General features: G+C 74.2%; 13 protein-coding genes. 6 read left to right on the top strand and 7 right to left on the bottom strand.

Going from position 1 to position 12007, the window contains the following annotated elements; all coding sequences use genetic code 11:
• Nucleotides 1-57 precede the first annotated feature (57 nt).
• Nucleotides 58-1173, bottom strand: coding sequence for an alpha/beta hydrolase-fold protein (locus ACWCP2_RS16480; protein ID WP_450909269.1), 1116 nt, complete (start codon nt 1171-1173; stop codon nt 58-60).
• Between the two features lie 192 nt (nt 1174-1365).
• Here ACWCP2_RS16480 and ACWCP2_RS16475 point away from each other — a divergent pair, with 192 nt between their 5' ends.
• The 5 genes from ACWCP2_RS16475 (at nt 1366) to ACWCP2_RS16455 (ending at nt 6199) form a co-directional block, all read left to right on the top strand.
• Nucleotides 1366-1578: an MbtH family protein gene (locus ACWCP2_RS16475; protein WP_450909268.1), complete on the top strand. Its 213-nt coding sequence runs from the start codon at nt 1366-1368 to the stop codon at nt 1576-1578.
• A 247-nt stretch (nt 1579-1825) separates the two neighbouring features.
• Nucleotides 1826-2863, top strand: a complete 1038-nt coding sequence (gene argC / locus ACWCP2_RS16470; protein ID WP_450909267.1) for an N-acetyl-gamma-glutamyl-phosphate reductase — start codon at nt 1826-1828, stop codon at nt 2861-2863.
• Complete coding sequence (argJ, locus tag ACWCP2_RS16465) at nt 2860-4011, top strand: bifunctional glutamate N-acetyltransferase/amino-acid acetyltransferase ArgJ (RefSeq protein WP_450909266.1); 1152 nt, start codon at nt 2860-2862, stop codon at nt 4009-4011. The genes argC and argJ overlap by 4 nt, the downstream gene beginning before the upstream one ends.
• A 17-nt stretch (nt 4012-4028) precedes the next feature.
• Entirely contained in the window at nt 4029-4994 is a 966-nt protein-coding gene (gene argB, locus ACWCP2_RS16460; RefSeq protein WP_450909326.1) for an acetylglutamate kinase, read from the top strand.
• Between the two features lie 38 nt (nt 4995-5032).
• Nucleotides 5033-6199, top strand: a complete 1167-nt coding sequence (locus tag ACWCP2_RS16455; protein ID WP_450909325.1) for an acetylornithine transaminase — start codon at nt 5033-5035, stop codon at nt 6197-6199.
• Between the two features lie 98 nt (nt 6200-6297).
• Here the strand turns inward: ACWCP2_RS16455 and ACWCP2_RS16450 are convergent, their stop codons facing one another.
• The 6 genes from ACWCP2_RS16450 to ACWCP2_RS16425 all read right to left on the bottom strand — a co-directional run bounded on the left by ACWCP2_RS16450 (nt 6298) and on the right by ACWCP2_RS16425 (nt 10770).
• Complete coding sequence (locus ACWCP2_RS16450; protein ID WP_450909265.1) at nt 6298-6933, bottom strand: VOC family protein; 636 nt, start codon at nt 6931-6933, stop codon at nt 6298-6300.
• Nucleotides 6934-7026: 93 nt separating this feature from the next.
• Nucleotides 7027-7461, bottom strand: a complete 435-nt coding sequence (locus ACWCP2_RS16445; protein WP_450909324.1) for a GNAT family N-acetyltransferase — start codon at nt 7459-7461, stop codon at nt 7027-7029.
• Between the two features lie 181 nt (nt 7462-7642).
• Nucleotides 7643-8383, bottom strand: coding sequence for a 4'-phosphopantetheinyl transferase family protein (locus tag ACWCP2_RS16440; RefSeq protein WP_450909323.1), 741 nt, complete (start codon nt 8381-8383; stop codon nt 7643-7645).
• Nucleotides 8380-8610 carry a hypothetical protein gene (locus ACWCP2_RS16435; protein WP_450909264.1) on the bottom strand — a complete coding sequence of 77 codons (231 nt, stop codon included), beginning with the start codon at nt 8608-8610 and terminating at the stop codon, nt 8380-8382. The genes ACWCP2_RS16440 and ACWCP2_RS16435 overlap by 4 nt, the downstream gene beginning before the upstream one ends.
• Nucleotides 8607-10190 (bottom strand): amidohydrolase, encoded by a 1584-nt coding sequence (locus ACWCP2_RS16430; protein ID WP_450909263.1) that lies wholly within the window; start codon nt 10188-10190, stop codon nt 8607-8609. The genes ACWCP2_RS16435 and ACWCP2_RS16430 overlap by 4 nt, the downstream gene beginning before the upstream one ends.
• A 130-nt stretch (nt 10191-10320) precedes the next feature.
• The gene (locus tag ACWCP2_RS16425) at nt 10321-10770 is read right to left on the bottom strand and encodes an Lrp/AsnC family transcriptional regulator (RefSeq protein ID WP_250742902.1); all 450 of its coding nucleotides are present in this window, start codon (nt 10768-10770) and stop codon (nt 10321-10323) included.
• Nucleotides 10771-10906: 136 nt separating this feature from the next.
• Between ACWCP2_RS16425 and ACWCP2_RS16420 the strand changes: the two genes are divergently transcribed.
• Nucleotides 10907-11917 (top strand): asparaginase, encoded by a 1011-nt coding sequence (locus tag ACWCP2_RS16420; RefSeq protein WP_450909262.1) that lies wholly within the window; start codon nt 10907-10909, stop codon nt 11915-11917.
• Nucleotides 11918-12007 lie beyond the last annotated feature (90 nt).

Here is a 12007-nt window from a genome sequence, read left to right as displayed (position 1 = left end):
GGGGGCCCGGCGATCCGCCGGGCCCCCTTCGCCTTGTGCGCCGTTTGCGCCGGGCGGTCAGGCCAGTGCCCAGGCCACGTCCCTGAGCAGGGCCTGCCGCCAGCCCGCGCGGTCGTGGCCCGATGCCGAGCGGGAGACCCGTACGGTCGCACCGGCCTGTTCCGTCAGGGCCTCGACCAGCTCGCAGTGGGGGCGCATGCGCGTCTCGTGCTCGCCCAGGTCGAAGGCGATCCGCAGTCCCGCCGGGGCGGGGTGCTCGCGCAGACGCGCGGCGATGGCGCCGCCGCGCGGACCGCCCAGCGGGTCCGGCAGGCCGGAGGCCCCGGGGGTCCACCAGAACGACCCCGACTGACAGGCGACCCGGGACACCAGCTCCGGGAACTCCAGCGCCGCGTACATCGCGCTCAGACCGGCGAGGCTCTGCCCGGCGACCACCAGCCGGCCCAGGTCCGCGGGGACCCCGCACTCCGCGACCAGCGGCAGCAGTTCGTCCCGTACCGCCTCCCACAGCCCGGGCCCGCAGCCGAACTCCGCCTGCCGGTCCTTGGTGGGCAGGAACACCAGCGTGGCCGCGGGCATGTCGCCGGCCTCGAAGGCCGCGTCGAAGGCCGTCATGGCCGGGTGGAGGTAGAGCCAGTCGTCCCCGTCGAGCAGCAGGACCACCGGGCCGCCGCCGCCCACCGGGTGGACCCGTACGGTGCGCTTGCCGCCGAGCCGGTCGCTCGCCCAGCGGATCCGGGTGCGCGGCAGGGGCAGTACGTCGTCCGCGTCCACGGCGGGCCAGTACGGCTGGGGCGGTGCGTCCGGGGTGGCGGCGATGGACCGTTCGCCGCCGGCCCGGAGCGGGTTGAGGGGATCGGGGTAGGAGGACCCGTCGTCGGCGAGGAACCGGTAGGTCACCCGGAGCCGCGCGGGCATGCGCACTTCGGCGTACCAGCAGTCCGTGTCGCGCCAGCGGAGCAGCGCCACCGGATCCGACCAGCTCTCGAAATCGATGACCGTCGGGCTGCCGCGCCACAGGAACAGGGTGACCCAACCGCCGTCGCCGGAAGGCGCGGACGCGGGAGCCGCGGCCGCCCAGAACTCATCGGTGCCGGGCGTGCCGGGCAGGCCGAACGCGGCGAAGGGGCTCTCCGAGCCGTCCTCGGCCAGAATCCGTTCGCGTGCACGCATCGGTGCCTCCTTGTGAGGGGGAAGGGGAAACGTTAAGCTCTATAATTAGGCGAGCCTAACCTAAGTGATGGGCTCGCTTCGTTCACGATCGACCTTCCCCACGGGCACGGCGCCCGCGGCCGGACTGCGCGCACCGCGCGCCGCACGCCGACGCCGCCGCCGGTCCCATCGGGCTCCTGGAGGAACCCCAGTATGAGCACCAACCCGTTCGACGATGCCGACGGCCGTTTCCTGGTCCTGGTGAACGACGAGGGTCAGCACTCCCTCTGGCCGTCCTTCGCCGACGCTCCCGGCGGATGGACCGTCGCCCTCGCCGAGACCACGCGCGACGCGTGCCTGGAGTTCATCGAGTCGAACTGGACCGACCTGCGCCCCCGGTCCCTCGCGGCGGCCGTCGAAGCCTGACCGGAACGGCCCCGGACGCGCCGCGCTCGCGCCGCGTCCGGGGCCGTGCTGTGTCCGGGGCCGCGTCGTGTTCAGGGCCGTTTCATGTCCGGTTGGCCGGCCGGTCGTTGGCGGATGCGAGCATGGAGCCGGTCGAATTAGGTTAGGCTAAGCTAAGTAGTCGTGGATGGTGCGCGGGACCGCACGCACGGCATCAGGGGAGTGGCCGCACGGGCTTCCTCCGCGGCCCGAGAGAGAGCGCGAGAACATGACCGTACGGGTCGCGGTGGCCGGTGCCAGCGGCTACGCGGGCGGGGAACTGCTCCGCCTGCTGAGCTCGCATCCCGGCGTGGAGATCGGCGCGTTGACCGCGCACAGCAGCGCGGGGCGCCCGCTGGGTTCCGTACAGCCCCAGCTTCCGGAGTTCGCCGACCGGATCCTCCTGGACACCTCCGCCGCCTCCCTGCGCGGCCACGACGTGGTCTTCCTCGCCCTGCCCCACGGCCAATCGGGCGCACTGGCAGCCGAGTTGGAGCCCGGCACGCTGGTGGTGGACTGCGGAGCCGACTTCCGGCTGCGGGACCCGTCGGCCTGGGGGCGGTTCTACGGCAGCGCCCACGCCGGCACCTGGCCGTACGGACTGCCGGAACTTCCGGGAGCACGGGCCGAGTTGAAGGGAGCCACCCGGATCGCCGTTCCCGGCTGCTACCCCACGGCGGTCACCCTGGCCCTGTACCCCGCCCACGCGGCGCACCTGGTCGAGCCCGAGGCCGTCATCGTCGCCGCCAGCGGAACCTCCGGCGCCGGACGCGCGCTCAAGACCCACCTCCTCGGCGCCGAAGTCATGGGCTCCATGAGCCCGTACGGAGTCGGCGGCGGCCACCGGCACACCCCGGAGATCGCCCAGAACCTGTCCCGCGCGGCCGGCGAACACGTCACCGTCTCCTTCACGCCCACCCTGGCCCCCATGCCCCGGGGCATCCTCGCCACCTGCTCGGCCCGGCTGCGCCCGGCCGCGCAGGCGCTCGCCGAGGACGAGGTGCGCGCCGTGTTCGAAGCCGCGTACGCCGACCAGCCGTTCGTACGGCTGCTGCCGCCCGGCCAGTGGCCCACCACGGCGGCCGTCCTCGGCTCGAACGCCGCCCAGGTGCAGATCGCCGTGGACCCGGACGCCCGCAGGCTGATCTGCGTGAGCGCCATCGACAACCTGACGAAGGGCACCGCCGGTGGCGCGGTGCAGAGCATGAACATAGCCCTCGGCCTGCCGGAACGGCAGGGCCTGCCCATGAATGGAGTGGCTCCGTGAGTGTGACCGCCGCCCGCGGATTCCTTGCCGGCGCCGTGCGCGCCGGCATCAAGGAGTCCGGCGACCCGGACCTGGCCCTGGTGGTGAACCGGGGGCCGTCGCGCGCCGCCGCCGGTGTCTTCACCTCGAACCGCGTGCAGGCCGCGCCCGTACGCTGGTCCCGCCGCGTGCTCGCCGACGGGCGGATCTCCGCCGTCGTCCTCAACTCCGGCGGCGCGAACGCCTGTACGGGACCCGCGGGCGCGGAGGACACCCGGGTGATGGCGGAGCGCACCGCGCTGGCCGTGGAAACCGCCGCCGACGAGGTCGCGGTGTGCTCCACCGGCCTCATCGGGGTCCGGCTCCCGATGGACCGGGTGACGGCCGGCATCGCCGCCGCCGCGGACCGGCTGTCGCCCGAGGGCGGCGAGGAGGCCGCCGTCGCGATCAAGACCACGGACTCCGTCCACAAGACGGCCGTGGCCGCCGGCCCCGGCTGGACGGTGGGAGGCATGGCGAAGGGCGCCGGGATGCTCGCCCCGGGGCTCGCCACCATGCTGGTCGTCCTGACCACCGACGCCGACGCGAGCGCCGACGTGCTCGACGCGGCGCTGCGCGAGGCCGTGCGCACCACCTTCGACCGGGTGGACTCGGACGGCTGCATGTCCACCAACGACACCGTGCTGCTGCTCGCCTCGGGCAGCTCGGGCATCACGCCCGCACCCGCGGAGCTCACCGCGGCCGTGCACGCCGTGTGCCGGGACCTGGCGCTCCAGCTGGTGGCGGACGCCGAAGGCGCGTCCAAGGAGATCGAGGTGGCCGTCGTCGGCGCCGCCTCGGAGGCGGACGCCGTGGAGGTGGGCCGCTCGGTGGCCCGCAACAACCTCCTCAAGTGCGCCCTGCACGGCGAGGACCCCAACTGGGGCCGGGTGCTGTCCGCGATCGGCACCACCTCGGCCGTCTTCGACGCGGACCGGCTGGACGTGGCGATCAACGGCGTCCGGGTGTGCCGGGACGGCGCCGCGGGGGAGTCGCGGGACAAGGTCGACCTGTCCGGCCGCCGGATCGCCCTCACCGTGGACCTGCGCTCCGGTGACGCCTCGGCCGTGATCTGGACCAACGACCTGACGGCCGAGTACGTGCACGAGAACAGCGCCTACAGCTCGTGAACGGGACCGGGACGACGATGCGGACGGTGCAGACAGTGCAGACGGCGCAGACCGTGCGGACGACGCGGACGCACACGCCGGCGCGGGCCGCCGGGCCGGCCCCCCGGGACCTGCCCTGGCTGGAGCAGCTCCAGGGCCGGACGGTCGTCGTCAAGTTCGGCGGCAACGCCATGGTGGACCCGTCCGCGCAGCGGTCGTTCGCCCAGGACGTCGTGGAGCTGTGGCACGCGGGCCTGCGGCCCGTCGTCGTCCACGGCGGCGGGCCCCAGATCAGCGCGCTCCTCGACCGGCTCGGCCTGGAGGTCCGCTTCGAGGCCGGGCTGCGGGTGACCACGCCGGAGACGATGGACGTCGTGCGCATGGTGCTCACCGGACAGGTCCAGCGCGAACTGGTCGGCGCCATCAACGCCCACGGGCCCTTCGCCGTGGGCCTGTCGGGCGAGGACGCCCACACGATGACCGCCGTGCGCCGCCCGGCCTGGGTGGACGGCCGGCCGGTGGACATCGGCCAGGTCGGCGACATCGTCGACGTGGACGGCAGCGCGATCGCCGCGCTCCTGGAGCAGGGCCGCATCCCCGTGGTCTCCCCCGTCGCCCGCGGCGAGGACGGCCAGGTCTACAACGTCAACGCCGACCTCGCGGCCTCCGCCCTGGCCGTGGCCCTCGGGGCGGACCGGCTCGTGGTGATGACCGACGTCGAGGGACTGTACGCGGACTGGCCGCACAGCACCGAGGTGATCGGCCGCCTGACGGCCCGCGAACTGGACGCCCTGCTGCCGGAGCTGGCGAGCGGCATGCTCCCCAAGATGGAGGGCTGCCTGCGCGCCGTACGGGCCGGAGTCGCCCGGGCCCAGGTCATCGACGGCCGGGCGCCGCACGCGCTGCTGCGCGGAGTCCTCACCGAGGACGGACCCGGCACCACGGTGGTGCCGGACGACGAGCCCGGTCCGCGCGACCCGGGCGAGGAGGGGGACGGCGCGTGACCGCCGAGAGCAGTGCGCCGCCGCCGGCCGGGAGCACGATGCCACCGCTCGCCGACCGCTGGCGCACGGTGATGATGGACACCTACGGAACCCCCGCGCTGGCCCTCGTCAGGGGTGAGGGCAGCACGGTCTGGGACGAGGACGGCCGCGCGTACACGGACTTCACCGGCGGGATCGCCGTCAACGCCCTCGGGCACGCCCACCCGGCCCTGGTCGCGGCCGTCCAGGAGCAGATCGCCCGGCTCGGCCACGTGTCGAACCTGTTCGTCTCGGAGCCGGCCGTCGCGCTGGCGGAACGGCTCCTGGACCTGCTGGAGCGGCCGGGCCGGGTGTTCTTCGCCAACTCGGGCGCGGAGGCGGTCGAAGCCGCCTTCAAGATCGCCCGCCGGACCGGCCGCCCGCACCTCGTCGCGACGGAGGGCGGGTTCCACGGGCGCACCCTGGGAGCCCTGGCCCTCACCGGCCAGCCGCCCAAGCGCGCCCCCTTCCTGCCCCTGCCCGGGGAGGTCACGCACGTGCCCTACGGGGACGCGCGGGCGCTGCGCGCGGCCGTCACGGAGCACACGGCCGCGGTCGTGCTCGAACCCCTGCAGGGCGAGGCCGGGGTCGTCCCGGCGCCGCCGGGCTACCTGCGGGCGGCCCGCGAGATCACCCGCGCCACCGGCACCCTGCTCGTCCTGGACGAAGTGCAGACCGGGATCGGCCGCACCGGCCACTGGTTCGCGCACCAGGCGGAGCCGGGAGCCGAGCCGGACGTGATCACCCTCGCCAAGGGGCTGGGCGGCGGCCTGCCGATCGGTGCCACGGTCGCCTTCGGCGCCGCCGCCGAGCTGCTGACCCCCGGTCAACACGGCTCCACCTTCGGCGGCAATCCGGTCGCGTGCGCGGCCGGGCTCGCCGTCCTGGAGACCATCGGGAAGGAAGGGCTGCTCGCGCATGCCGCGAGGTTGGGGGAGCGGCTGAGGCTCGGCATCGAGGCACTGGACCACCCCCTGGTCCGCGACGTCCGGGGCGCCGGTCTGCTCCTGGGCATCGCCCTCGCCGAGCCGGTCGCCGCGCGGGTCCAGCGGGCCGCGCAGGACGCCGGGTTCCTCGTCAACGCGGCGGGCGCGGGCGTCGTACGGCTGGCCCCCGCCCTGACGCTGCCGCGGGAGCGGGCCGACGCCCTGCTCGCGGCGCTGCCGGGGATCCTCGACGCGGCGTAGCGGGCGGGCTCCTTAGCGCGCGGGCCCCGTAGCGCGGGCGGGCCGCGTGGCGCGCAGGTCCGTAGCGCGCAGGTCCCGTAGGACCCGTGGGCCAGAGGTCAGATGGTGACCGGGCCGTGGGCGGTGGCGAACTCGACCGAGACCAGGCCCGGCTCCTCCTCCTCGACCCAGGTGACGTCGATCTGGTCGAGGGGGTGGTCGGCCGGTTCGCCGAGGAACGCGGCGATGGAGGCGGCGTCGCCGGCGATGGAGACCCCCTGGATGGTGGTGGAGGTCCGAGGGTCGGCGCTCGGGCGCTCCTCGAGGGGGACCGCCCACTCCAGGAAGAAGGGCAGTTGCGGGTCCTCCATCAGTTCCCGCACGCCGATCTGCTTCCACCTCAGGTCGAACCCGTCGGGGCGGACCCGGTGCCCCTCGTCCGAGGTGCGGCCGAGGCGGGCCTCGACCGGGGCGATGTCATCGACGGAGACCACCCAGCCGAGCCAGCCGCCGCCCTCGGCGGCGCGGCGGGCGACCGCCTGGCCGAAGGGCGCGCGGTCGGCGGCGGGGTGGTCGAGCGTGGTGACCACCTCGACGTAGGTGCCGCCGCTCAGCGGGAGGATGAAATTGCGGGTGCCGAACCGTGGGTGCACACCCCCGTCGACGAACCCGGCGCCGAGCGCCGATCCGATCCACTGGACGGTGGAGACGAAGCTGTCGCGGGCCACCGCATAGGACACATGATCAAGTCGCACGGCGTCATCATGACCCGGCAGCCCGCACAAACCCCGGCGCCACGCCCGCCCCCGTCGCCGTCCCTGCCCCTCCGCCGTCCCCGCCGTGGCCCCCTACAGGGCGCGGGCCAGGACGCGCGCCCCCCGGGCGGGGTCCAGGGACCGCGCCCAGTCGGCCGGTGCCAGGCTCGGTGAGGCGGGGCGGAACCCGTGGCCGAGGAAGAGGCGGCCGCTGCCGGTCGTCGCCGTGAACAGCGTGGCCAGGGAGCGGGTACGGGCCCTGGCGACCGCCGCGTGCAGCAGGCGGGCGCCCGTGCCCGTGCCCTGCCGGTGGGCCGCGACGCAGAAGTTGTACAGCACGCCGGCGCCGGGGTGTTCGCGCAGGCCGAGGCAGCCTTCGAGGGTTCCGTCGGGTGCCTGGGCGACGAGGAAGTCGCTCGCGCGGGAGAGGTAGAGCGCGAGGGGGCGTTCGCGGAGCGCCCCGGCCTGGACGAACGGCCGGGAGAGGGCGGCGAGCGCCGGCCCGTCGTCCCGGCGGGCCGGACGCACTGTGAACCCGGGGACGGGGACGGGGGCGGGTGCCGGGGCGTGGTCGCGGGGCCTCGGAGTGGCGTGCGCGGCGGCAGGGTGCAGCGTGGCCGTGGTCAAGGTGTTCCTTCCTCGGTTCCGCCGTGTGCGGGTACGGGGGCGGGGCCTCCCGGCGGAACGATCTAAGTAAGGTTAGCCTTACTTAGCCATTGGGGCCAAGTCGCCCCGTACGCACGGCGCGTGCCGCCACATATCCGGGAAAGGCGGGCACATCGGCGACGGTCCATCCCGGCGGGGCCGAGGGGGCGGCGCCGGTCCCCACGTACGCCAGGGCCGGGTTCCCGCCGAGGCCGATCCCGACTCCCTTGAGGTAGGCCTCCTTCCGGGACCAGCAGCGGGCCACCGCGGCGGGACGTTCACCGGCCGGCAGCGCCGCCACCTCGGCGCGCTCGGCGGGATGGAGCACCTCCGACAGTTCGGAGGCGACCTGGACCGCCAGCGCCGGGTCCGGCCGACGCTCGACGTCGACGCCGACGGGGCTGTCCGCGAAGGCCACCAGGACGGCGTCCCCCGCGTGGGACAGCGAGAAGTGCAGCGGTGTGCCGGCCACCGCCGGCCGGCCGTGCGGCCCGCCGCAGCCGGGGCACGGCTCGCGGAAGAACCGCACCCGCGCCGGATCCAGGCCGAGCCGCTCGCCCAGCAACTGCCGCAGCACGACGTGGGCGACCCGGTACTGGTCACGGTCGGCGGCGCGCCTGAACCCCTGGAGCCGGGCCCGTTCGCCGCCGTCGAGCAGTCCCTCCGACTCCCGCGCCCGGTCCGCGTACAGGCTCACGCGCACGGCCCACAGCCCCGGCCCGGGGGAGGAGAGCCAGTGCCCGGCCGGGACGCCGGTGCCGGTGCCGCTGCCGCTGCCGGTGTCGGGGTGCTCCGGGGCCGTCATCCGCACGGGCGGCCGGGGTAATCGGCGCCTTCCGGGGCCCCGGCTTCGCGCATCCGGCACAGGACCTCCCCCAGGAGAGTGTCGTCCACGTCGACGGGCATGTTGTACTCCCGGTCGAAGACGAAGGAGTCGCCCGCGCCCGCGTGCCAGATCACCCAGCGCGGCGGCATCTCGGGCACCTCCCACAGGGGGGAGAACCGTTCCAGTACGTTCACCTGACTGCTCACAGCTTTCCTTCGTCCGTCGCTTCGTTTCCGTCGACCCATGTCGACACGACCTCGATGCCGGCGATCCGGGAGGGATCCACGGACCGCGGGTCGTCCCCCAGGACCACCAGATCGGCGCGCTTCCCCGGGGCGAGGCTGCCGGCGCCGTCGTCCCACCGGCAGGCGTACGCACCGGCGACCGTGTAGGCGCGCAGCGCCTCCTCGACGGTGACCGCCTCGTCCGGCCCGATCGCCCGGCCGGAGGCGGAGGCACGCTCGACCATGAACTGGATGGCCCGGAGCGGGGCCCCGTCCGTGACGGGCCGGTCCGAACTCCCCACGAGGGTCACCCCGTGGTCCAGGAACCCGCGCCCCCGGTACATCCAGGGAGCCCGCTCCTCGCCCATCACGTCCGCGTAGTCGTCGCCGAAGGAGTGCAGGAAGGCGGGCTGGACGACCGCGCTGACGCCCAGGCGCGCGAAGCGCGGGAGCTGGTCGGGGCGGATCAGCCCGGCGTGCTCGATCCGGTGCCGCGCGTCCGGCCGGGGCCGCAGCCGCTGCGCCCGCTCCAGCGCGTCGAGCGCGAGGTCGGCGGCGCGGTCCCCGATGGCGTGCACGGCGAGCTGCCAGCCACCGAGATGGCCGTCCACGATCAGCCGGGTGAGGACGTCGGGGTCGTCCTGCAGCTGACCGGTGTGGTCCGTGCCCGCGTACGGGGCCGTGAGCGCGGCCGTACGGGCCATCATCCCGCCGTCGGTGTAGATCTTGAGCGCGCCCAGCGACAGCCAGTCGTCCCCGAACCCGGTGCGCATGCCCAGGTCCAGGGCGCGGGGGATCCCGTCCTCCCGGTGTGCCTCGCGCGGACGCAACGTATCGCCCGCGGGCATCAGCTGGACCCGCAGGGGCAGCCTTCCGCGGTCCCGCAGCAGTTGATAGGCGCCGAGTTCCACCGGGCTGTGCCCGAGCAGCCCGCCCCCGATGCCCGCCTCGGCGACGGCGGTCACGCCTTCGGCCAGGCAGGTCCGGGCCGCACGCTCGACGGCATCGGCGATCTCCTCCTGCCCGTACGGCAGCCGGAGCCGCCGGGCGGCGGTCATCGCGCCCTCGGCCAGAAAGCCGTCCTGGTGCGGAACGCCGGCGGGCAGCAGGCGCAGCACCGCGCTGTTCACGACGCACCCGTGCCCGGAGTCGTGCATCAGGAACACCTTGCGCCCGCGGCTGACCGTGTCCAGCTCGGCGGCGGTCAGATGCCGCCCGAGGGCCCGCTGGTCGTACCCCATGACATCGACCCAGGCCCCGTCCCCGCCCGCCGACCGCGCCACGGCCCCGGCCACCACCGCCAGCACGTCCTCGACCCGCTCGCACGGGGCGACGCTCGGGGTGCTCTGCTTCAGACCGGCCCAGGCCAGGTGCACATGGCTGTCGATGAACCCGGGCAGCACGGTCGCCCCCTGCAGATCCACGACCTCCCGGGCGGGCAGCGAAGCCACGTCCTCGTCGAGCCCCACGATCCGCCCCCGCCAGATCCCCAGCTCCCGGGCGAAGGGACGGCCGGGGTCCATGGTGAGGATGTTCGCGTTCGTCAGCCTCGTACACAGCATGGGTAGGACGACTCCCCCTGGCGGCACCGCGTGTGCAAAAGAATCGGGACGGGGGCCAAGGGCCGCACCACATCGACTTAGGTGACCCTAACCGTACATTCGCCGGCCGGTCAATGCGGGCGGCGGGCCGTCAGACCGGGAGACCCGTCGGTTCCTTGATGCGTTTCATGATGATCTGGGAGTTGACCTCCGTGACGCCCGAGAGGGCCGTGAGCTGTTCGATCCAGAGGCGTTCGTAGGCGCGGAGGTCCGCCACCGCGATGCGCAGGAGGCAGCCGGGGCTGCCGAAGAGGCGGTAGGCCTCGATCACGTCCGGGATGTCCTGGAGGGCGGCCTCGAAGGCTTCGACGGCCTCGCGGTCGCGGCGTACCTCCACGGAGACCAGGACCTCGAAGCCGCGGCCCACCGCTTCGGGGGAGATCACCGCGCGGTAGCCCTGGATGATCCCTTCCTCTTCGAGCTGGCGGACCCGGCGCATGCAGGGGGAGGGGGTGAGGCCCACGCGCTGGGCCAGCTCCTGGTTGCTGAGCCGGCCGTCCGCCTGAAGCTCGCGCAAGATTTCTTTGTCGATCGCATCCATCGCGCAATTATCACTCAGGTTTTATTGCGGAGCGGGGTGAAATCGCAATCGTGTTGCGCGTAGATCGGCCTACCATTGCCGTTTGTAGAAAATGTGTGCGGGCCGTTTCGGGCTGTGTAAGGGAAGGGTCGGGACCATGGGGCGCATCGTCGTCATCAGTACGGGCGGGACGATAGCCAGCCGCTGGCAGGGTTCCGGTTTCGCGGCCGATGCCGACGGGGCCGAGGTCATGGCCACCGCGCCGCTGCCCGAGGGGGTGAGCGTCGAGGTCGTCGATCTGTTCAGCGTGAACAGCCCCCGGCTGACCACCGCGCACCAGCTGACCCTGCTGCGGACCGTGCACGAGGTGCTCGCCGACCCGGGTGTGGACGGGGTCGTGGTCACGCACGGCACGGACACGCTGGAGGAGTCGGCGTTCCTGGTCGATCTCCATCACCACGATGCGCGGTCCGTGGTGTTCACCGGCTCGCAGCGGCCCATGGGCGCGGCGGACGGGGACGGTCCCGGGAACCTCTACGACGCCCTGCTGACCGCGTCGAAGACGCGCGGGCTCGGTGTCCTGATCACGTTCGCCGGGCGGGTGCACGCGGCCCGGGGGACCGTCAAGGCGCAGGCGGTGGCGCTCGACGCGTTCGCCGACCCGTCGAAGGAGCTGCTGGGGAAGGTCGGCTTCGGCAAGGTCACCGTGCTGCGGACGCCGGTGCGGCCGGAACCGCTGCCGTTGCCGGCGATGCCGCAGGACCCGGAAGGGCCGCCCCGGGTGGATGTCGTCGTGCACCACGTGAGCGGTGACGCGGTGCTGCTGAACGCCGCGGTGGCGGCGGGGGCGCGGGGGATCGTGCTGGTCGGGACGGGCGCGGGGAACGCGACGCCGGAGGTCGTGGACGCGGTGAAGGCGGCCGTCGCGGACGGTGTGCTGGTGGCGCTGACCACGCGGGTCGCGGCCGGGCCGGTGACGGAGATCTACACCCACGGGGGTGCGGTGGACCTGGTCGCGGCCGGGGCCGTGCCGACGGGCACGCTGCGGGCGCCCCAGGCGCGGATCGCGGTGCTCGCGGCGCTGCTCTCCGAGGGGAGCGCTGAGGAGCGGCTGCAGGTGCTGCGGCGCGTGCTCGCCAGCGGCGGGTCCGTACTGGTTCCCGCCTGACGGCCTGACGGCCTGCGCCCTGGACGCCTGCGCCCTGGTCGCCTGCCCCCTGGCCCGGCCCGACCGGGCCAGGCCAGGCCAGGGGAGCCG

Source organism: Streptomyces sp. NPDC002104 (genome assembly GCF_053593795.1).
The sequence above is the reverse complement of the archived record's forward strand: the minus strand, read 5'-3'. Positions and strand labels throughout refer to the sequence as shown.